At 36.2% G+C, this 20,974-nt stretch carries 18 protein-coding genes; 13 read left to right on the forward strand and 5 right to left on the reverse strand.

Going from position 1 to position 20,974, the window contains the following annotated elements:
* The first annotated feature begins 48 nt into the window (after positions 1-48).
* On the forward strand, positions 49-1,368 hold the full coding sequence (locus SKC36_RS01395) for an FAD-binding protein (RefSeq protein ID WP_459464137.1): 1,320 nt from the start codon (positions 49-51) through the stop codon (positions 1,366-1,368).
* 10 nt (positions 1,369-1,378) lie between these two features.
* Here the strand turns inward: SKC36_RS01395 and SKC36_RS01400 are convergent, their stop codons facing one another.
* Positions 1,379-3,484, reverse strand: a complete 2,106-nt coding sequence (locus SKC36_RS01400) for an outer membrane protein assembly factor BamB family protein (protein ID WP_459464140.1) — start codon at positions 3,482-3,484, stop codon at positions 1,379-1,381.
* Between the two features lie 213 nt (positions 3,485-3,697).
* Between SKC36_RS01400 and rhaT the strand changes: the two genes are divergently transcribed.
* The 8 genes from rhaT to SKC36_RS01440 all read left to right on the forward strand — a co-directional run bounded on the left by rhaT (position 3,698) and on the right by SKC36_RS01440 (position 13,231).
* Positions 3,698-4,747, forward strand: a complete 1,050-nt coding sequence (gene rhaT / locus SKC36_RS01405; protein ID WP_459464142.1) for an L-rhamnose/proton symporter RhaT — start codon at positions 3,698-3,700, stop codon at positions 4,745-4,747.
* A complete protein-coding gene (locus SKC36_RS01410; RefSeq protein WP_459452758.1) occupies positions 4,748-5,779 on the forward strand; it encodes a GntR family transcriptional regulator in 1,032 nt (343 codons plus the stop codon).
* A 120-nt stretch (positions 5,780-5,899) separates the two neighbouring features.
* Positions 5,900-7,303 carry a 3-isopropylmalate dehydratase large subunit gene (gene leuC, locus SKC36_RS01415; protein WP_459452759.1) on the forward strand — a complete coding sequence of 468 codons (1,404 nt, stop codon included), beginning with the start codon at positions 5,900-5,902 and terminating at the stop codon, positions 7,301-7,303.
* A gap of 19 nt (positions 7,304-7,322) precedes the next feature.
* Positions 7,323-7,913: a 3-isopropylmalate dehydratase small subunit gene (gene leuD, locus SKC36_RS01420; protein ID WP_459452760.1), complete on the forward strand. Its 591-nt coding sequence runs from the start codon at positions 7,323-7,325 to the stop codon at positions 7,911-7,913.
* A 25-nt stretch (positions 7,914-7,938) separates the two neighbouring features.
* Positions 7,939-9,432: an alpha-isopropylmalate synthase regulatory domain-containing protein gene (locus SKC36_RS01425; RefSeq protein WP_459464732.1), complete on the forward strand. Its 1,494-nt coding sequence runs from the start codon at positions 7,939-7,941 to the stop codon at positions 9,430-9,432.
* Between the two features lie 18 nt (positions 9,433-9,450).
* On the forward strand, positions 9,451-10,524 hold the full coding sequence (gene leuB / locus SKC36_RS01430) for a 3-isopropylmalate dehydrogenase (protein ID WP_459452761.1): 1,074 nt from the start codon (positions 9,451-9,453) through the stop codon (positions 10,522-10,524).
* Positions 10,525-10,573: 49 nt separating this feature from the next.
* Positions 10,574-11,071, forward strand: coding sequence for a YdcF family protein (locus SKC36_RS01435; RefSeq protein ID WP_459464144.1), 498 nt, complete (start codon positions 10,574-10,576; stop codon positions 11,069-11,071).
* Positions 11,072-11,083: 12 nt separating this feature from the next.
* The gene (locus SKC36_RS01440; RefSeq protein ID WP_459464146.1) at positions 11,084-13,231 is read left to right on the forward strand and encodes a S9 family peptidase; all 2,148 of its coding nucleotides are present in this window, start codon (positions 11,084-11,086) and stop codon (positions 13,229-13,231) included.
* A 123-nt stretch (positions 13,232-13,354) separates the two neighbouring features.
* Here SKC36_RS01440 and SKC36_RS01445 read toward each other — a convergent pair whose 3' ends face one another.
* Positions 13,355-14,425: a M42 family metallopeptidase gene (locus tag SKC36_RS01445; RefSeq protein ID WP_459464147.1), complete on the reverse strand. Its 1,071-nt coding sequence runs from the start codon at positions 14,423-14,425 to the stop codon at positions 13,355-13,357.
* A 177-nt stretch (positions 14,426-14,602) separates the two neighbouring features.
* Here SKC36_RS01445 and pfkA point away from each other — a divergent pair, with 177 nt between their 5' ends.
* A complete protein-coding gene (gene pfkA / locus SKC36_RS01450; protein WP_166374160.1) occupies positions 14,603-15,577 on the forward strand; it encodes a 6-phosphofructokinase in 975 nt (324 codons plus the stop codon).
* Here pfkA and SKC36_RS01455 read toward each other — a convergent pair.
* Positions 15,574-16,350 (reverse strand): YdcF family protein, encoded by a 777-nt coding sequence (locus SKC36_RS01455; protein ID WP_459464149.1) that lies wholly within the window; start codon positions 16,348-16,350, stop codon positions 15,574-15,576. The two genes, pfkA and SKC36_RS01455, sit on opposite strands and share 4 nt — an antisense overlap.
* Positions 16,351-16,391: 41 nt before the next feature.
* Here SKC36_RS01455 and SKC36_RS01460 point away from each other — a divergent pair, with 41 nt between their 5' ends.
* A complete protein-coding gene (locus tag SKC36_RS01460) occupies positions 16,392-17,843 on the forward strand; it encodes a DUF4369 domain-containing protein (RefSeq protein ID WP_459464151.1) in 1,452 nt (483 codons plus the stop codon).
* Here SKC36_RS01460 and SKC36_RS01465 read toward each other — a convergent pair.
* Both SKC36_RS01465 and SKC36_RS01470 read right to left on the reverse strand, forming a co-directional pair.
* Positions 17,836-18,720: a DUF58 domain-containing protein gene (locus SKC36_RS01465; protein WP_459464153.1), complete on the reverse strand. Its 885-nt coding sequence runs from the start codon at positions 18,718-18,720 to the stop codon at positions 17,836-17,838. The two genes, SKC36_RS01460 and SKC36_RS01465, sit on opposite strands and share 8 nt — an antisense overlap.
* Positions 18,686-19,285 carry a septal ring lytic transglycosylase RlpA family protein gene (locus SKC36_RS01470; protein WP_459464155.1) on the reverse strand — a complete coding sequence of 200 codons (600 nt, stop codon included), beginning with the start codon at positions 19,283-19,285 and terminating at the stop codon, positions 18,686-18,688. Before SKC36_RS01470 ends, SKC36_RS01465 begins: the two co-directional genes overlap by 35 nt.
* A 176-nt stretch (positions 19,286-19,461) precedes the next feature.
* Between SKC36_RS01470 and SKC36_RS01475 the strand changes: the two genes are divergently transcribed.
* Entirely contained in the window at positions 19,462-19,779 is a 318-nt protein-coding gene (locus tag SKC36_RS01475; protein WP_166227941.1) for a DUF3276 family protein, read from the forward strand.
* A 91-nt stretch (positions 19,780-19,870) separates the two neighbouring features.
* The gene (ychF, locus tag SKC36_RS01480) at positions 19,871-20,974 is read left to right on the forward strand and encodes a redox-regulated ATPase YchF (protein ID WP_459452768.1); all 1,104 of its coding nucleotides are present in this window, start codon (positions 19,871-19,873) and stop codon (positions 20,972-20,974) included.

Here is a 20,974-nt window from a genome sequence, read left to right on the forward strand (position 1 = left end):
GGATATTTGTAATAATTATGGGAAATAATTGAACAAAAATTATCCTCAATGAACCGTTTAGACTTTTTAAGAAAATCAAGTTTACTATTTATGGCTAGTCAAATTTATGTTCCATCAACTTCTGAGACAAATTGGGCAGGAAATTTGACCTATGCAGCTAAGAAAATAGTTTATCCTTCCAATGTAGAAGAACTAAGGAATGAAGTATTGGCTGCTAAACAGGCAAAGGCTTTAGGTTCCAAGCATTCTTTTAATACCATTGCCAATACGACGGAAACATTGATTTCTACTTCTAAAATGAATCAGGTGATTTCTATTGATTCCCAAAAGATGTGGGGATGGGTAGAAGCAGGGATTAAATATGGCACATTGGGATTATTACTGGATAAGGCTGGATATGCCTTACATAATTTAGCTTCATTACCTCATATATCTGTTGGAGGAGCCTGTGCCACAGCTACCCATGGTTCGGGTGATGGTAATGGAAATTTATCTTCTGCTGTTCGCGGAATAGAGATCATGAAAGCAGACGGCACTTTACAACGATGGGAGTATGGTCAACCTGATTTTAATGGGGTAGTGGTTAATTTGGGTGCTTTAGGAATCGTGACAAAAATAGCTTTGGCCATTCAACCCAAATTTGAAGTTAGTCAGTTTGTCTTTGAAAACTTATCTATGAATCAACTGAAAGACCATTTTGATGAAATATATCAAGAGGGTTATTCAGTTAGTATGTTTACACATTGGGAAAACAAAACCATAAACCAATTGTGGATTAAAAAACGTACCGATGCCAAAAATATTCATCCAGTAAAAAGTTATTTTGGTGCTACAGCAGCTACGAATCATTTACATCCAATTAAAATTAATTCTCCCGTCAATTGTACCGATCAAATGGGAATAGCAGGTCCTTGGTATGAGCGACTTCCTCATTTTAAAATGGGCTTTACACCTAGTAATGGGGAAGAACTTCAGGCGGAATATTTTGTACCTAGAAAGTATGCTTATCAGGCTATCATGGCCGTGGAAGCAATTCATTCAGTTTTTTCTCCTTATTTATTTGTCACAGAAATTAGAAGCATAGCCGCCGATGAACTTTGGTTAAGTCCAGCCTATCAGCAAGATAGTATCGCCATTCACTTTACTTGGAAACCGGATACTCCTAATGTGATGGCTGTTTTGCCTAAAATTGAAGCGGCTTTAGAACCTTTTGAAGTTAAACCTCATTGGGGAAAATTGTTTACGATGAGTCCACAAAAATTGCATTCCCGCTATTCAAAATTCAAGGATTTTCAAGCTTTAGCTAAACGCTTGGATCCCAATGGACATTGGGCTAATGAGTTTTTGAGAAGGAATTTGTGGGGATAATACCCATGTTTTAGGGCAATGAAAATGCCACATATTGATTGTTTTTCGGTGTGCCAAGTTTAGTTCCACCACAGGCAATCACAACATATTGTTTCCCACCAACCATGTAGGTAGATGGGGTAGCAAATCCAGCGGCCGGTAAGGTTGTTTCCCAGACAAGTTTACCTGTTTTAGATTCAAAGGCTCTAAATTTTCCATCTTTGGTGGCTGCAATAAATAATAAGCCATTGGCTGTAATTAAGGGGCCACCATAATTTTCTATTCCCGTATTTTTTATTCCTTTTTTCGCTAATTCGATATCTTCTCCCAAAGGAATTTTCCAAAGGTATTTCCCTGTATTTAAATCTATGGCATTCAATGTTCCCCAGGGTGGGCTTATTCCCGGTCTTCCTTTTGAATCCAAGAATTTATTGTATCCTGCCATTCGAAATGGAATATTTGGCTTTAAACTAGAAGATTGATTTCCCACTTCTTGTTTATCTTCATTGCTCAGAAAGGATAAAATGGCTTCGATTTCTGTATTTTTCAGTTGGGTAAATCCGGGCATCATGCCTTTCCCTTGTTGGATAATTTGCTTTACAAATACCTTATCTCTTCGATTAAAAATATCCATTAACGATGGATATCCACTTAAACTATTTCCTTTTAGGTCTGCCCCATGACAATTTTGGCAATAGTTTTGGTAGAGTTTTTTGGCCAAACTGATTTTTTGTTTTGCTTTATCCGCTTGATTTTCCATTTTTTGAACCCAGGCCATTTCATTACTATTGACATAAAGAATTCCATTTTTGGGATCAGCTGCTGCTCCTCCCCATTCACCTCCGCCATCAAATCCAGGAAAAATCAGTGTTCCAACCTCACTGGGAGGGGCATACCAACCTTTGTTGTATTGTTTTAAAAGTTGGATAAGTTCATCTTTATTTTCGGCATAGGGACTTACGTTTAACTCGGTGATTTCATTTGATTGTCGAGCATAGGGTGCAGGTTTACTGGGTATAGGTTGAGTGGGCCATGGTTTTTCGCCCGGAAGACCTTTGGTAGCGACTTTCTTCTCTAGGATAGGAAATAACGGTTCACCTGTTTTTCTGTTAAATAGAAAAACAAAACCTTGTTTTGAGATTTGGGCTACTGCATCGATATATTTACCTTGATGCTTTACTCGAATTAAGTTCGCTGGTGCCGGTAAATCGCGATCCCATAAATCATGGTGTGTGGTTTGAAAATGCCAAATTCTTTTTCCGGTTTTTGCATCTAGTGCAATCAAACAGTTTGAAAATAAATTTTTACCTGGTCTATTTCCACCCCAGAAATCATATCCAGCTGATCCCGTAGGTACAAAAAGTATTCCTTTTTCCTCATCAACTGCCATTCCAGCCCAATTATTTGCTGCTCCTACGTAGGTATTTTTATAAGCATCTTTTGGGAAAGTTGAATAACCATATTCGCCTGGATAAGGTATGGTATGAAAGGTCCATACTAATTTTCCCGATTTAACATCAAATGCGCGAATATCGCCTGGTGCAGCATCTTCACCCTCTGAAAGTCGAAGAGGCATGATGATTAAATCCTGAAAAATAGTGCCAGGTGTATTGGAAACTAAAAATTTATCTTTGGCTATTTCAGGCAAGCCCGTATGTAAATCAATTTTACCTTGTTGACCGAATGATGAAATGGGCTTACCTGTTTTGGCATCTAAAGCCCATAAATTGGGTCCTGCGGTATATAGAATTCTAGATTCTTTTCCATTGGTCCAATAGGAGACACCCCGACTCGTACTGGCCCAGTTTTTTAAAGGATCTCCAAATCGCCAAAGTTCCTTTCCTGTTGCAGCATCTAGCGCAAATGCTTGTACAGATGCATTTACACTGTACAGTATTCCTTTGATGATGATGGGATTAGCTTGTATTTGTCCAGAATCTCCGCTTGCGTAGGTCCAAGCAATTTTTAGGTGCTTAACATTTTCAAGATTTATTTGAGTCAATGTGGAATAATGATTTCTATCGTTTCCGCCAAGGTAGGATGGCCAGTCTTCTTGAGACTGAGGATAATAAAAGGAAGAACCAAGTAGTATGATAACGAGGGAAAGGCCAGAAAGAAAGGGGATTTTACTTTTCATAGGCTTAATTTAATAATAAATAGTACTTTCATTAGCCTGACTTGAATTGTTTTTATCAATTCTTCTGTTACATTAGCGAGCTATTTTAAAGGAATTAATCCAATAAAGATTGATTAAATGGTTGTTAACTAAGCGCATTTTTTTTCAAAAGATTAGAAATAGTTCATTTTTTACTTTGGTAGGAATACTTAAAAAAATAAATATAAAGATCAAATGGGTTCATTATTAGGATTGTTGTTTCATAGTTTAGGTGGATTTGCTTCGGGTAGTTTTTATATTCCATATCGAAAAATTGAGGTTTGGTCTTGGGAAAGCGCTTGGATAGTTGGGGGTGTTTTTTCTTGGATTTTGGTGCCTTTTGTGGCAGCATATTTGACCATACCTGACTTTATGCAGATTATCCAAGAAGCCAATTCAAGTACCTTATTTTGGACTTATGCTTTTGGAGTTTTATGGGGAATTGGTGGATTGACCTTTGGTTTAGCCATGCGTTATTTGGGCATGTCTTTGGGTATGTCCATCGCCTTAAGTTTATGTAGTATTTTCGGTGCTTTGGTACCACCTATTTACCGTGAGTTTTCTGGTATGGAGGGTATTACTTTTTCTCAAATTGCAGGTAGTACCGGGGGGAGATTGGTATTATTAGGCATCGTGGTATGTATAGTAGGTATATATCTCTGCGGAAAAGCAGGTATGATGAAGGAGAATGAGCTTTCCGATGCCCAGAAAAAGGAAAGTATAAAAGAATTTAATCTAGTGAAAGGGTTGATCGTAGCTACCATTTCTGGTTTGCTAAGTGCTTGTTTTAATTTTGGTATTGAGGCAGGAAAATTGATGGCCAATGAGGCTATTGTTAAGGGTTGTGACCCATTATTTCAAAATAATGTCATTTTTATCGTGGTCCTTTGGGGTGGATTTACCACCAATTTTATTTGGTGTATGTATTTAAATTTTGCGAATAAATCTTTTGGTGATTACACGAATGCGGAATCACCGCTTCGTAGAAATTACACTTTTGCTGCAGTGGCGGGTACTACTTGGTTTTTGCAATTCTTTTTTTACGGAATGGGAGAAAGTAAATTAGGTAATGGGGCTAGTTCATGGATTTTACATATGGCTACCATTATTTTAACTTCTAATTTTTGGGGATTGTATTTCAAAGAATGGAAAGGAGTATCCCAACAAACCTTAAGGACAGTAATGGCTGGAATTGTTGTAATTTTGGTATCTGTTATTATAGTAGGCATAGGTAATTCTTTATAAATGAGTCATTCTAATATTCTTGATGTTATCCATATCGATGAATTTTCATCGACACCTAAGTACCAGCAATTGGCTAACTCCATTATTGAGGGTATTCGCAATAAACGTATTAAAAAAGGGGAAAGTTTACCATCCATTAATGAAGTAAGTTTTGAGTATTATATTTCCCGAATTACTGTTGAGAAAGGATATAATTACCTGAAATCCAAGGGAGTAATAGATTCTGTTCGAGGAAAAGGTTTTTTCATCAAGATCGATAAGCTACCAGTTGATTTTCGTATATTCTTGTTATTCAACAAATTAAGTGGTCATAAAAAGCTGGTGTATGATTCTTTTGTAGAGGCTATGGGCGAAAACGCTACCATCGACTTCTACATTTATAATAACGACTTCAATCTATTTAAAAAGATTATTCAGTCCAGAGATCGGGATTATTCACATATTGTGATTATTCCTCATTTCATGGAAGGAGAGCAAAGTGCCAGGGAATTGATTAATCAATTGCCCAAAGAGAAATTAATTTTATTGGATAAACTTTTGCCGGGTATTCAAGGGAATTTTGGAGCGGTGTATGAAAATTTCGAAAAGGACATATACTCGGCATTGATTCAAGCAAAAGATGATTTAAGTAAATACCATGTATTGAAGATGATTTTCCCGAATACTTCTTATTATCCACAAGAGATTGTGACGGGGTTTACTAATTTTTGTCGGGATTTTGCCTTTGATATGGAAATCGTATCCTCAGCTGGATCGATTACTCCGGCTGTAGGTGAAGCCTATATCAATGTTATGGAAGATGATTTGATCCTTTTATTAGAGAAGATTTTAGAAAAAGAATTGGTATTAGGGGAGGATGTAGGTTTAATTTCATACAACGAAACACCTTTAAAAAGACTCTTGTTTAAAGGTATCAGCACCATCTCTACGGATTTTGCTCAATTAGGTAGGACTGCTGCCGAATTGATTAAAACAAATTCCAAAGTTCATATTGAAAATCCATTCTGTCTCATTTCGAGAGCTTCCTTATAAAACCCAATTAGCCAAATTTTATATGGCTAAACTCTGTTTTTGAGCAATTAAACCTTTGAATTTCCTGAAAAAAGTAGCATTTTTGTAGCTTGATTTAGGTAATTATTTAATTCTATTATAATGAGCAATACTCCCAGTACCCTTTTTGATAAAGTTTGGGACTCCCATGTCGTTCGTAAAATCGAAGATGGTCCAGACGTATTTTTTATAGATCGTCACTTCATTCACGAAGTAACTAGTCCTGTTGCATTTTTAGGCTTAGAGACACGTGGTATCGGTGTATTATTTCCAGAGAGAACTTTTGCTACGGCGGATCATAATACCCCAACCATTAACCAACATTTACCTGTTGAGGATCCTCTATCAGCCAATCAATTATTGCAATTAGAGAAAAATACGAGCAAATATGGTATTTCTCACTGGGGCTTAGGTAATCCAAAGAATGGTATTGTTCACGTGGTAGGTCCAGAAAATGGTATTACCCTACCAGGAATGACCATTGTTTGTGGAGATTCACATACATCTACTCACGGTGCATTTGGAGCTATCGCTTTTGGAATTGGAACTTCTGAAGTTGAGATGGTGCTATCATCTCAGTGCATCATGCAGCCAAAACCTAAAAAAATGATTATTAATGTCAATGGAACCTTAGGAAAAGGAGTTACTCCAAAAGATGTGGCATTGTACATCATTTCAAAATTAAGTACCTCAGGTGCCACAGGATATTTTGTGGAGTATGCGGGAGATGTATTTAGAAATATGTCAATGGAGGGTAGAATGACAGTTTGTAATCTTTCCATTGAAATGGGTGCTCGTGGTGGTATGATTGCTCCAGACCAAACCACTTTTAATTACATCGAAGGTCGTGATTTAGCTCCTAAGGGTGCTGATTGGGATAAGCAATTGGCATATTGGAAGACATTGAAAACTGACGAGGGTGCTTCATTTGATCAAGTAATCAATTTTAATGCTTCAGATATTGAGCCCATGATTACCTATGGTACTAATCCTGGAATGGGTATGGGTATTTCCAAGCATATTCCTAAAGCCAAGGATGTAGAGGGCGGTGTAGCTACCTATGAAAAATCTTTGGATTACATGGGTTTTGCTGAGGATGAGGCTATGATTGGTAAAAAAGTAGATTACGTATTCATTGGTTCTTGTACCAACGGCCGTATCGAAGATTTTAGAGCATTTGCTTCCATAGTTAAAGGACGTAAAAAAGCAGATCATGTGACAGCATGGGTAGTACCAGGTTCTCATATCGTAGAAAAACAAATCAAGGATGAAGGTATTTATGATATCTTAACTGAAGCTGGATTTGAATTACGTCAACCAGGTTGTTCGGCTTGTTTAGCGATGAATGATGATAAAATTCCGGCAGGGAAATATGCTGTTAGTACTTCCAACCGCAATTTTGAAGGTCGTCAAGGTCCTGGTTCTCGTACCTTGTTAGCTAGCCCATTAGTGGCTGCCGCCGCCGCTGTAACGGGTGTTGTTACCGATCCAAGAGAGTTTTTATAAGTTGTTAAATTAGACCATTATGGCTTACGATAGTTTTAGTATACTTAAAAGTTCTGCTGTTCCTTTACCCATTGAGAACGTAGACACAGATCAAATCATCCCAGCTCGATTCTTAAAAGCAACAGAGCGTAAAGGTTTTGGTGATAATTTATTCAGAGATTGGAGATACGATAAAAATGATCAACCCAAGGCTGATTTCGTATTGAATAATCCTACATACCAAGGAAAGATTTTGGTAGGAGGGAAAAATTTCGGTTCAGGTAGTAGCCGCGAGCATGCTGCATGGGCTATTTATGATTATGGTTTTAGATGTGTTGTATCTTCCTTCTTTGCTGATATTTTCCGTGGAAATGCCATCAACGTAGGTATTTTACCCGTACAGGTTAGTCCAGAATTTTTGCATCAAATTTTTGAAGCCATTGAAAAGGATCCTAAGACTGAATTAGAGGTTAATTTACCTGAGCAACGTATAAGCATTGTTGCAACAGGGGCTTCTGAAAGTTTTGATATTAACGGGTACAAAAAACATAATTTATTGAATGGTTTCGACGACATAGACTATTTACAAGCTATGAAAGACGAAATCGTATCTTTTGCTTCCAATCGATAATTCCTTGAAACGCCATATTGAAATCATGGATACCACCCTGCGCGATGGTGAACAAACCAGCGGGGTATCCTTTTCTGCGAGTGAAAAATTGACCATAGCTCAATTGCTGTTAACTGAATTGAAAGTTGATCGCATTGAGATTGCCTCTGCACGTGTGTCTGAAGGTGAGTTTCAAGCTGTGAAAAAAATTACAGAATGGGCAGATAAAAATGGTTATTTAGATCAGGTAGAGGTTTTGACTTTTGTTGACGGTGGAACTTCCGTGAATTGGATGCTGGATGCAGGTGCGAAGGTGATGAATTTATTGACCAAAGGCTCTTTGAATCATTTGACCTTTCAATTAAAAAAGACGCCAGAACAGCATTTTAGTGAAGTTGAGGCAACTATTCGCTTAGCCATTTCCAAAGGGTTGAAGGTGAATGTTTACCTAGAAGATTGGAGTAATGGCATGCGTAATTCGAAAGAATATGTGTTGTCTTATTTGGATTTTTTAAGTCAATTGCCGGTTGACCGTATTTTGTTGCCTGACACTTTGGGTATTTTAATACCTTCGGAGGTAGCCACTTATATTTCGGAATTAGTCAATCGCTATCCGAATACCCATTTTGATTTTCATGCACACAATGATTACGATTTAGGCACTGCTAATGCATTGGAGGCAGTACGTAATGGGGTGCATGGTTTACATTTAACTGTAAATGGCATGGGTGAAAGGGCAGGAAATGCTCCTTTAGCTAGTGTAATTGCGGTGATCAATGATTATCAAAAAGATGTGGAAGTTTCGGTTGAAGAAAAGTCTTTATACTCTGTCAGTAAATTAGTAGAAACATTCTCAGGATTTAGAATTCCAGCCAATAAGCCGGTAGTCGGGGAAAATGTGTTTACTCAGACAGCAGGTATACATGCCGATGGAGACAAAAAAAACAACTTATACCACAATGATTTAATGCCTGAGCGTTTTGGTCGTGAACGTAAATATGCCTTAGGTAAAACGAGTGGCAAGGCGAATATTGAAAATAATTTATTACAAATGGGGATTCAACTTTCAGATGAAGATTTGAAGAAAGTAACCCAGCGTATTATTGAATTAGGTGATCGAAAGGAAGTAGTTACCCCCAATGATTTACCATATATCATTTCTGATGTATTGGATAGCTCAACGATAGAAGAGCGAGTGCAGGTATTAAATTATGTATTGACACATAGTAAAGAATTACGTCCATCTGTTACCTTAAAAATTTCCATCAATGGTAAAATATACGAGGAGCATGCACAAGGAGATGGTCAATACGATGCGTTTGTTAATGCATTAGAAATTATATTCCAAAAGAATGGGAAAAAACTAGCCCAATTGAAGGATTATGCAGTAAGAATTCCTCCTGGAGGGGATTCTGATGCGCTTTGTGAAACCATTATTACCTGGTCTCATCAAGGAAAAGAATTAATAACCCGAGGATTGGATTGTGATCAGACGGTTTCTGCCATTAAGGCAACTCAAAAAATGTTGAATTTGATTTAGTAATATACAATAAGACAAATGGCTAAGAAGCATATTTTAATTGTTCCAGGTGATGGAATTGGACAAGAAGTAACCGCAGTAGGTAAAAAGGTTTTAGACAAAATCGCAGCCCGTTTTAATCATGAGTTTACTTATGATGAAGCTTTAATTGGTCACGTAGCTATTGAAGCTACTGGAGATCCACTTCCAGCTGAATCATTGGAAAAAATGAAAAACTCAGATGCTGTATTATTTGGTGCTGTTGGACATCCTAAATACGATAATGATCCTTCGGCTAAGGTTCGTCCGGAACAAGGTTTATTAAAAATGCGTAAGGAATTAGGCTTATATGCCAACTTACGTCCGATTAAATTGTTTGATGAGCTTTTGGGTGCTTCAAGCATTAAACCTGAAATATTAAAAGGGGCTGATATTTTATTTTTCCGTGAATTAACTGGAGATATTTATTTCGGTGAAAAAGGACGTAAAAATAATGGAGATACGGCTTATGACGTGGCAGAGTATAGCCGTTATGAGGTACAAAGAATTGGTCGTAAAGCTTTTGAAGCAGCAAGAACTCGACGTAAAAAATTAGTTTCAGTTGACAAGGCCAATGTATTGGAGTCATCTCGTCTTTGGAGAGAAGAAATTCAAAAACTTGCCTTAGAATATCCTGATATCGAAGTGGAATATCAGTTTGTGGATGCAACGGCTATGATTTTAATTAAGGAACCTACTCGATTTGACGTAGTGGTTACGGCGAATTTATTTGGTGATATTTTAACTGATGAAGCTTCGCAGATAGCCGGTTCTATGGGTATGTTGGCTTCTGCGTCCATTGGAGACGGTACAGGGGTATATGAGCCAATCCACGGTTCTGCCCATGATATTACTGGAAAAGGCTTAGCTAATCCCATGGCTTCTGTTTTATCTGCTGCTTTATTATTGGATATTTCTTTTGGTTTGAAAGAAGAGTCAGAAGCTATTATTTCGGCCATTGATCAAGTATTAAAGAAAGGTTTCCGAACTAGGGATATTGCGGATAAAATAACTGATCCATCCATGATTTTAGGCACTGATGCAATTGGTGAAGAAATATTGAAATTGCTTTAATTGTCTCAATATTTAATAAATTTAGGCCTCCATTTTGGAGGCCTTTTTTATGAACTTGCAGGAAGTACTTATTTTGTTGGGATCACCTAATTCACCTGATGGGAAACTAGGACCCATTGCTTTGGATCGTGTTAAGTATGTCAATGAATTATTTCAGCAAGAGAAGCGTCCTATTCTTTGCACAGGCGGATTTGGGTCGCATTTTAATACAAGTCCTTGGCCCCATGCTTTTTTATTACAGCAGGAATTAATGAAGTTAGGAGTACCCGAAGATTCTTTTTTGCCTCTTGCTTTATCATCCAATACAGTGGATGATGCCGTGCAATCCAAAAAAGTATTGGAAGAATTTTCTATCCATTCACTACGGATTATTACCTCTCAGTACCATGTAGAAAGGGTTCGGTTAATTTTTGATGAAATTTTAAGTAGCTATTCAAAACAATTTGATGGGGTAGAGCATTTATCATTTATTGCTGAATTAGAACAATTAAAAGCTCATGAGGTTCGTGCCATTCATGAAATTAAAAAGAATGGCTTATATTATTAATATCAACAAACAATGAAAAAACTCTTTACACTATTAATGATTATTTGGGTATGTCTTAACGCCTCGGCGCAAAGCATGCAGAAAATTGAATTAACCGATTTACTAAAAATCAAAACTGTTTTACAACCACAGTTTTCTCCTGATGGGAAGAAATACATTTACTTAGTTAAATCCATTTTGGATGATCCTGATAAAAAAGGAGAATTTGTATATCAAACGCATTTATACCTAGGTGATTTGGCTACTAAAGAATCAAGGGCCTTAACATCTGGAAAATTATCCGTTTCATCTGCCTCATGGAGCCCTGATGGTCAATTTATAAGTTTTGTCAGAACATTTGGTGATAAACCTCAGGTGTTTTTACTGCCTCTTAAAGGTGGTGAAGCATATCCTATCACCTCTATTCCTTATGGCGCAACGGCACCAGAATGGTCTAAAGATGGTTCTAGTGTGTTTTTTAATACATCGTTATCAGTCAAAGAATTTTTATCTGATACGCTATATAATAAATCAAAATGGACTCCTTCCTGGACTCATGAAAAACCAGGTTATGATTGGACTAATTTTCAAAAGAAAGCCATTAAAGCGAATCCTGATGGGAATATTGATGAAATTCGGGCTTATTTAATACAGAACGAAAAGGATAAAAAGGCCAAGGTTATAAATCAATTGGATTTTCAAGAGGAAAGCACCACAAGCAGTGAGTTAGATGTTCCTGCTTTCTTTCAAGTAGCCATTACTGGAAACGCAAAACCCATTTTATTGGCTAATCCTTATCGTAGAATAGAGGAAATGAAAGAGTTAAATGCTGGGAAATCATTTATAGTTACCATTCCTTCAGATACACTAAAGCATCCTGATAAGGTATTAGATAATATGTTAGCTATTTATGATTTGGAATCGCGTAGCTTTCAAACAATAGTTGAAAAACCTGGATATCGCTATTCCAATATTTCTGTTTCACCCAATGGGAAATACCTTGCTTTCTTTGAGCTTAAAGTAGGGGGAATTCCTAGTCCAGTAGCTAAAATCATAGGCTTAAGCCCAGGTGCATATTATCAAAAAGTTATTCCTTTAGATCGAATTATTACCCAATGGACTTGGTCCAAAAATGAAAGTAAATTATATATCAGTGCCCAAGATCATGGTGCTGTGCCTTTGTTTGAATACGATATTGCTAGTAATAAATTAAAGACCTTAAGTAGTACTGAGGAAGGCGTATTGGGTTTTGATCAGCAAGATGGACAATTTATTTTTGCCAAAACAAAGGTTTCAAATCCTTCAGAATTGTATTTTTTCTACAGCAACACTTCGAATGAGCTTGCTTTAACCCAATTGAATTCGGTTTGGTTAAAAGACAAAATACTTAGCTTCCCAACGAAGAAAACATTTAAAAATAAAAAAGGCTTAGTTGTGGATTATTGGGTCATGAAACCAATTAATTTTCAAACAGGAAAAAAATATCCCTTGTTATTGGAAATACACGGAGGTCCAACTGCCATGTGGGGAACTGGAGAAGCAAGTATGTGGCATGAGTTTCAATATTTTGCAGCCAAGGGTTATGGGCTAGTATATTCAAATCCAAGAGGAAGTGGTGGTTATGGCACCGAATTTATGGCCGCGAATGTAAAAGATTGGGGGCAAGGCCCCATGTCGGATGTGATGCAAGCATTGGATTTAGGTATTTCTGAAGGTTGGGTCGATACGACTAAATTAGCTGTTACAGGTGGTTCCTATGCAGGGTATTTAATTTCTTATATGTTGGGACATACCAATCGTTTCAAAGTAGCTTGTTCTCAAAGGGGAGTTTATGAATTGTCTACTTTTTTTGGAGAAGGAAACGCATGGAGGTTAGTACCTAACTATTTTGGTGGGTATCCATGGGAAAAACAAACAAGAGCTATTTTGGATAGAGAATCACCATTGACCTATGTTCAGAATATCAAAACGCCGCTCATTATTTTTCATGGGGAAAATGATTTAAGAACTGGGGTAATTCAATCTGAGATGCTGTATAAAAGTCTAAAAGTAATGGGTAGAGAGGTGGAATATGTACGTCATCCTGGTGCGACACATGAAATTACTCGTACGGGTAATAACCGCCAACGATTAGATCAAATGCTGAGAACCTATGAGTTTTTTGAGCGATATATGAGATAAGTTAAGAATGAAGAATGTAGAATGTAGAATGTAGAATGTAAAATTTGGCATTATATAAAATATGTAATTAATTTTTCATTCTACATTCTACATTCTACATTCTACATTCTACATTCCTCCTTATTAAGAAAAATACCGGAAATCCTCATTTCCTTTTACCTTCAACAAGCAAGCATAAATTAAGTCAATAACGGCTTCCATGTCGGATTTAGCAATCATTTCTACGGTGGTATGCATGTACTTTAATGGTAATGAAATCAGGGCTGACGCAACTCCCTCCGTTGCATAGGCAAATGAATCGGTATCGGTTCCAGTTGACCTAGAAACGGCTTGTCTTTGGAATTCGATTTTGTTTTCTTGAGCAATATCGATAATGAAATCTCTTACATTATTCTGAACGGCTGGTCCGTAACAAATGACTGGTCCTTTGCCGCAGGCCATATCTCCTTGAGTCTTTTTGTTGTACATAGGAGATTGCGTATCATGTGTCACATCTGTAATGATGGCTAAATCAGGTTTTAACCTCTTAACAATCATTTCAGCTCCACGTAATCCAATTTCTTCTTGGACCGCATTAACGATGTATAAAGTATAAGGTAATTCTACCTTGTTTTCTTTTAGACGTCTTGCTACCTGGGCAATCATGTACCCTCCAATACGATTATCTAAGGCACGACCAACCAAGTATTTTTCATTTAATTCCATGAGACCATCTTCAAAAGTGACCACGGTACCCACGTGAATGCCCATTTCTTCTACTTCCTTTTTATTGGAAGCCCCGCAATCAATGAAAATATCACTGACTGTTGGCGCTTTATCTTTTGTGGTGTCGCGAACGTGAATGGCTGGCCAACCGAAGATCCCTTTAATGACCTTTTCTTTGGTATGAATATTGGCTCTCATGGAGGGAGCAATTAATGCATCAGAACCACCATTTCTTCGTAAAAACAAATAACCATTGTCATCGATGTAATTGACAAACCATGATATTTCATCTGCATGGGCTTCAATCACAACTGAATATGGCTTTCCCGGATTAATTACAGCTACGGCCGTTCCGTAAATGTCAATAATTTTTTCATCCAAATAAGGTTTTAAATAATCTAACCAAATTTTCTGCCCAGACATTTCGAAACCAGTTGGGGAAGCATTATTTAAATATTCGTAAAGAAAGTCGTTTGATTTTTGAGACATAATGGACATGTTTTTTTGAGTCTGCAATTTACTAAGGCTAATTTATATTTGAATTTTATCGAAAAAATAAATTTAAGAGTTTTGGAGAGCCATTTTAAAGCTTAAATTTGTAGCTAATAGTGAAAATTTGTCCGGCTAAGGATTGTTTTTATCATTTTATTAGTAAAACAACATTTGATGAAGAAAATAGCAGTTTATACATCAGGAGGAGACGCCCCAGGAATGAATTCTTGTATTCGTGCCATCGTACGAGGTGCCGCTTATCATGGAGTAGAGGTTTATGGAATTGTAAGAGGTTATAATGGGATGATTAATGGGGATATTATTCCTTTAAATTCTCAATCGGTTAGTAATATCATTCAAAGGGGTGGAACCATCTTAAAATCAGCACGTTCTAAAGAATTTTTAACCACGGAAGGCCGTAAAAAAGCCTATGATCAGTTACAGGCTAAAGGAATTGAAGGTTTAGTGGCCATTGGAGGAAATGGAACATTTACAGGTGCTGAAATTTTTTATAATGAATTTAAAATTCCTTGTGTAGGCGCACCAGGAACTATAGATAACGATTTGTACGGTACAGATTACACCATTGGCTATGATACCGCTGTTAATACAGCCTTGGATGCCATTGACAAAATTCGTGATACAGCAGATTCCCATGATCGTGTATTTTTTATTGAAGTAATGGGCCGGGATTCAGGATATATTGCTATTCAATGTGCCATTGCTGGTGGTGCGGAAGCAGTAATGATTCCAGAAAATCTTACTCCTGTGAGTGAGGTCATGGAAACCTTGCAAAAAGGATTCTCTAAAGCTAAATCTTCTTCTATCGTTATCGTTGCTGAGGGTGATGAGGAAGGAAATGCTCAAAAAGTGGCCCAAAAGATTAAGGATCAAATGAAAATCGAATTGGATATTCGTGTGACCACCTTAGGTCATATTCAACGTGGTGGTGTTCCTACTGCTGCTGATCGTATTTTGGCTAGTCGATTAGGATTGGGAGCCCTAGAAGGTTTGTTGCGAGGAGAAAAGAACGTGATGGCTGGTGTTGTAAATAACCAATTGGTATATACGCCATTTCATGATACGATCACGAAGAAGAAACCAGTTTCAGAAGATTTGATTCGTATGGTAGAAATTTTATCTACCTAGATATAGCCTTGAAGTTTGTACATGATTATACCTACAACTTCTCGGGTTAATTGAAAATAGATTTGTAAGCTTTTTTCACTGGGCTTAAGGTAAGGAAGGATACTTAATTGAGTATCCTTTTTTAGTATATCAGCGGCATAGGGTCTTACTTTAAAACCTTGTTTTTCGAAACAAAGGATAGAGCGTCTTAGATGCATAGCTGAGGTTATCAAAACTACCGTATCTTTTTGTATATAGTTTCTCAGTTTTTGAGCTGAATATAAGGCATTTTGATAGGTGTTTTTGGCCTGGTTTTCTATAAAAATATCGCGTGAAGGAACTCCCATTTTAATTAGTAATCTTTTGACATTGACAGATTCGTTGGATTTATCAACTATCAAATTACTTATGGTGGTTTCTCCGCCGGTAATAAGTATTTTTTTAATGGCCTTTTGTTGGTATAATTGAAAAGTTTGAATCATTCTATCAGACACATCTCCCGCTGATATTCGATCTGGATGAGCATCGCTATGAGTAATCATTCCTCCAGTTAAAACTACTCCCCAAGTATATGATTTGTTAGCCGGGATATCTTGCGGGTCGATTTCCCAAGTACGTAGAAAAAAGTTGCAAATGACTCCATTCGTTAAAATATAAAGTAAAATCAAAGAAGTAAATGCGGCAATTTTAATCTGTTTTACTTTTTTTAACCTTAATGCCAAAATTAGGGGTGTAATTATCCAAACAGTTGGAGAAAGTAAGATGTCTAATATTTTAGATAGTATGAAAAACATTGTAATTTTAAATTCGTTAGTCTGTAAATTTAATTAAATATATGAAAGTATTTCTTCTTGCATTTAGCCTCATGCTATGCGGATTAGGATCAATCGCCCAAGTAGATAAAACACTTAAATCTTCCTCATCAGATTCCGGATTTTTAATTAAAGGTAAGATTAAAGGAATTGGTCAAACGGAGGTCTATTTGGCACATTATTTTGGCTCAACTCAACAAGTAATAAAGGATACAGCTCAAGCAGATGGACAAGGTAATTTTGTTTTTCAGGGCAAAGAAAATTTACCTAAAGGTTTGTATTTGATTAGCTTTTTGAAGAATAAATACCTGGATGTGATTATTGGGAACACTAATTTTTCCTTTGAGACGGATACATTAGATCCAATCAACCACATTAAATTTCAAAATTCTACTGAAAATGAAGCTTTTTTTAGTTTTCAAAAAGAAATGGGGAGTCGTTATGTAGGATTAAGAAAAATGGAAATGGAAAAGAAAGATCCTGCACAGATAGCCAATATTCGTAAAGAAATCATGCAGTACCAACAATCTTGGTTTGAAAAAAATAAGTCACTATTTGTGTCAAAATTAATTAGAGCAACTTTTGATCCTGAAATACCTCCATTTAAAAAGAAAGTAATTTCATCCAAAGACAGTACGGAATTATACCAATACCAATTCGGTTATTATAAAAAACACTTTTTTGATAACCTTGATTTAAATGATGAACGATTTATTCGTACTCCATTTTTACAAAGAAAATTGGAAAAGTATTTTGAGGATTTAGTAGTCCAACAACCTGATTCCATAATTAAAGACGCAGATCGCTTGCTAGCTAAAATTAAAAATAGAGATGTCAGACGTTATGTAATTTATAAGATTTCAAATACCTATGAAAATAGTAATATTGTGGGAACAGATGCTGCTTTTGCTCACATGGGGGAGAAGTACTATGTAGGTGAACCTGCATTATGGGATACTGTAACCGTTCGACAAATGAAAGAGCGCATTACCGTGTTGAAGCCTCTTTTAATTGGGAAAAAGTTACCTGAGTTAATATTAAGTGATCCATCAGGTAAGCGATTAATGACTTCTGCTATACCCGGAGAGTATACGCTCGTATATTTTTATGATCCAGACTGTAGCCATTGCAAAGAGGAAACCCCCAAATTAATGGCTCAATCCACTTATTTTAAATCAAAGAAAATAGCAGTTTTGGCTACTTCCATTGCTAGAAACAAGCCACAATGGACGAGTTTTATCAAAGAGTATAAAATGGAATCTGTTTTCAATGGTATAGATATACATGTAAACCCAAAAACAGGTAAAGAAGAGTATTACACAGATTTTTTACGCACTTTTGATATATATTCTACGCCTATCATTTATATTTTGGATAGAAATAAAAAGATTATTGGTAAGAAAATTCCAACAGATAAAATTCAAGATTTTATCTCTTTTTATGAAAATAGACAGAAGGAGTTAGGCCTTAAATAATTTGACGAATTAGCTCAAATAGGCTATCATTAACACAAAGTGAATGATATTGGTATCCTTTACTAAGTAATGGATTAATGCGTTGATCTATGAAATAACTTTCTTGCTTCACTTGCAATTGATTCCATTCTTCTATGGGTAAAGACAAAACTTGACTAGTTTCTATGTCTTTATATTGTAAAATACTACCTGATTTACTTTCCTGTTTTTTCTCACTTTGATCCCAAATGTGCAGAATTTTGATGGTGTTTTTGTTGGCCTTAATTTCTGAAAGACTCTTTAAAAATAGGCTATAATCTGGGTCATTAAATAAAAGATCCGTCAAAATGAAAACCAATTTTCTTTGGCCAATGGCTGGTACTTTAGCGGATAGTATGGAAGGAAGTTGACTTATCTCTTCACTTGATTCTCTGCTAAGTAATTCTTCTAACTGTTGATAAATTTCAAATAAATGTGCCTTAGAATTACCTAGAGGGCTTTCCCAGAGTAATTCATTGGATATTCCCAAAATGCCAAATTTGTCTCTTTGCTTTTGTAATATTTTAGCAAGAATAGCTATGATTTGGATGGATTTATTTATTTTCTCCAAACTTTCCCTGGGGAAAAACATAGAGGAAGATAGGTCAACAAAAAAATAAGCGCTGATGTTGGATTCATCATGAAAGTGTTTGGTAAAAAGTTTATCCGTTCTTCCATATAATTTCCAGTCAACCTGTTTTAAATTATCACCTGTTTGGTAGGCCTTATACTCTTTGAATTCAGAGGAATAGCCATGAAATGCACTTCTATGTTTCCCATGGTATAATTCATGGCTAATCTCCTCCGCAAGGATAGCTAATGTATTACTTGCTTGTTCTTCTGCTACTTTTCTTAGCATGGTTTATTTTCTTTTTTCGTTTTTTATTCACCGTACCCTTCTTCTTACCTTTTGCTAAATATGAACGATGACGAATATGTCTTTTTAGGCGGTATTTCTTTTTATATTTTAACCTAGTTTTTTGATAATATTTACTGCTAAACTTAGGACTAGTTTCCATTTCTAAATGCTGGTAGGGGATGAGCATTTGTTCATTTTCAAATCCTATAATCTTCAAACGAACTTTTGTAAGTCCTATTTTTCGAATATTAAGTTGCTTAGCACTAATCTCCGTTAAATCAATTATTCGTCCAGATTTATAAGGACCTCTATCATTAATCCTTACAATAACCGATTTTTTATTCTGTAAATTGGTTACTTCAACTAAGGTATTAAAAGGGTAAATGCGATGTGCAGCAGTAAATTCATTCTTATTTAAAAGTTCTTGATTTGCTGTTTTTTTGTTGTAAAAACTCTTGGAATAATAGGAGGCAATCCCATAACTCTCATCTCCCAGGTTCTGTGCCTGGACTTGGAAAATGAAGTGATAGATTAGGGTAAATAGTATGATCCTTAACGAAGTCATGACGCAACTTATCAAATTACCTGCTTATTGCGTAATTTTTATACTTATAATTTAAGATTTTCTACTTTTTGTGCAATAATTGCGCATTTTTTGATAGTAAATTTCTATCATATTTTTTGAGTGATTGAGAATAAATAGTAGATTTACGCATTGTAAAACTTAAATACTTATTTAAAGTGGAAGAAAGAGATAGAGAAGAATTGTTTTCCAAAAGAATTCGTGCAGGTAAAAGAACTTATTTTTTTGATGTTAAATCAACTCGTTCACAAGATTATTACATAACAATTACCGAAAGTCGCCGTCACCAAAAAGAAGATGGATTTGTGTATGAAAAGCACAAAATGTTCCTTTACAAAGAGGATTTTGATAAATTCATGGATGGATTAAAGGAGGCAGTAGACCATGTAAAAACTGAATTAATGCCTGATGTTGATTTTACTCAGTTCAATCGCGATGAGGATGAGTTTGGTGGAACTGATTTGAAGTGGGAATAAATAAATACGATATATTTTGTAAAAAGCCTCTGTGAAAACAGGGGCTTTTTTAATTTTTAAGCGTATTTTTGCGCTTTATTTTAAATAAACTATGGGATTAACGTGTGGAATTGTAGGATTGCCTAATGTAGGTAAGTCAACTTTATTTAGTGCTATTTCTTCTAACAAAGCAGAAGCAGCCAATTACCCTTTTTGTACTATTGAGCCAAATGTGGGAATTGTTACTGTACCGGATGAGCGTCTCTCTATTTTGGAATCTTTAGTAAATCCACAGCGTGTGCTTCCTACGGTTATTGAATTCACGGATATCGCAGGTTTGGTGAAAGGGGCTTCTCAGGGTGCTGGACTTGGAAATAAATTTTTAGCCAACATACGTGAGGTAGATGCCATTATTCACGTAGTTCGTTGTTTTATGGATGAAAACATTGTTCACGTAGAAGGTCGTGTTAATCCAGTCAGCGATAAAGAAATCATTGATATGGAGTTGCAATTGAAAGATTTAGAATCTGTCGATAAAAAAATATCAAAAACAGAACGGGCCGCTAAGGCCGGTGATGCAAAGGCAAGGCAAGAATTAGCTGCTTTGCAGCAGTTTAAAGCTACTTTGGAAGCTGGAAAGTCAGCAAGAACGGTGGAAATGGATCCTGAATTACGAGCTGCAGCCATTGGGGATCTTTATCTATTAACCGATAAGCCTGTAATTTATGTTGCCAATGTTGATGAGTCTGCTTTAGCCCAAGGAGGAAATGAATATGTGGATCAATTAAGAGCTAATGTTCAAGCTGAAAATGCAGAGGTAATAGTAGTTTGTGCGGCATTAGAAGCTCAAATTGCTGAAATTGAAGATATGGAAGAAAGAGCTATGTTTTTGAGTGAATATGGTTTGACAGAATCTGGTTTAAGTAAATTAATTCGTAGCTCTTATTATTTATTAAACTTGATTACCTATTTCACAGCGGGTGTTCAAGAAGTAAGAGCTTGGACCATTCAAAAAGGCTGGAAAGCCCCTCAAGCGGCCGGTGTTATACATACGGACTTTGAAAAAGGGTTTATTCGCGCGGAAGTTATTAAATTGGCTGATTATCAGGCTTTAAAGACTGAATTGGCTTGTAAAGAGGCGGGTAAGATGAGTGTTGAAGGAAAAGAATACATCGTGCAAGATGGTGATATCATGCACTTTAGATTTAATGTATAA

The organism is Aquirufa sp. OSTEICH-129A (assembly GCF_054558355.1).

Excerpts from the sequence above, each read along its gene's own strand:
- SKC36_RS01395 (WP_459464137.1), top strand. The coding sequence starts at position 49 with ATGAACCGTTTAGACTTTTTAAGAAAATCAAGTTTACTATTTATGGCT.
- leuB (WP_459452761.1), top strand. The coding sequence starts at position 9,451 with ATGGCTAAGAAGCATATTTTAATTGTTCCAGGTGATGGAATTGGACAA.
- SKC36_RS01455 (WP_459464149.1), bottom strand. The coding sequence starts at position 16,350 with ATGTTTTTCATACTATCTAAAATATTAGACATCTTACTTTCTCCAACT.
- SKC36_RS01445 (WP_459464147.1), bottom strand. The coding sequence starts at position 14,425 with ATGTCTCAAAAATCAAACGACTTTCTTTACGAATATTTAAATAATGCT.
- SKC36_RS01470 (WP_459464155.1), bottom strand. The coding sequence starts at position 19,285 with ATGACTTCGTTAAGGATCATACTATTTACCCTAATCTATCACTTCATT.
- rhaT (WP_459464142.1), top strand. The coding sequence starts at position 3,698 with ATGGGTTCATTATTAGGATTGTTGTTTCATAGTTTAGGTGGATTTGCT.
- leuC (WP_459452759.1), top strand. The coding sequence starts at position 5,900 with ATGAGCAATACTCCCAGTACCCTTTTTGATAAAGTTTGGGACTCCCAT.
- SKC36_RS01400 (WP_459464140.1), bottom strand. The coding sequence starts at position 3,484 with ATGAAAAGTAAAATCCCCTTTCTTTCTGGCCTTTCCCTCGTTATCATA.
- SKC36_RS01410 (WP_459452758.1), top strand. The coding sequence starts at position 4,748 with ATGAGTCATTCTAATATTCTTGATGTTATCCATATCGATGAATTTTCA.
- SKC36_RS01425 (WP_459464732.1), top strand. The coding sequence starts at position 7,939 with ATGGATACCACCCTGCGCGATGGTGAACAAACCAGCGGGGTATCCTTT.
- SKC36_RS01460 (WP_459464151.1), top strand. The coding sequence starts at position 16,392 with ATGAAAGTATTTCTTCTTGCATTTAGCCTCATGCTATGCGGATTAGGA.
- pfkA (WP_166374160.1), top strand. The coding sequence starts at position 14,603 with ATGAAGAAAATAGCAGTTTATACATCAGGAGGAGACGCCCCAGGAATG.
- ychF (WP_459452768.1), top strand. The coding sequence starts at position 19,871 with ATGGGATTAACGTGTGGAATTGTAGGATTGCCTAATGTAGGTAAGTCA.
- SKC36_RS01435 (WP_459464144.1), top strand. The coding sequence starts at position 10,574 with ATGAACTTGCAGGAAGTACTTATTTTGTTGGGATCACCTAATTCACCT.
- SKC36_RS01440 (WP_459464146.1), top strand. The coding sequence starts at position 11,084 with ATGAAAAAACTCTTTACACTATTAATGATTATTTGGGTATGTCTTAAC.
- leuD (WP_459452760.1), top strand. The coding sequence starts at position 7,323 with ATGGCTTACGATAGTTTTAGTATACTTAAAAGTTCTGCTGTTCCTTTA.
- SKC36_RS01465 (WP_459464153.1), bottom strand. The coding sequence starts at position 18,720 with ATGCTAAGAAAAGTAGCAGAAGAACAAGCAAGTAATACATTAGCTATC.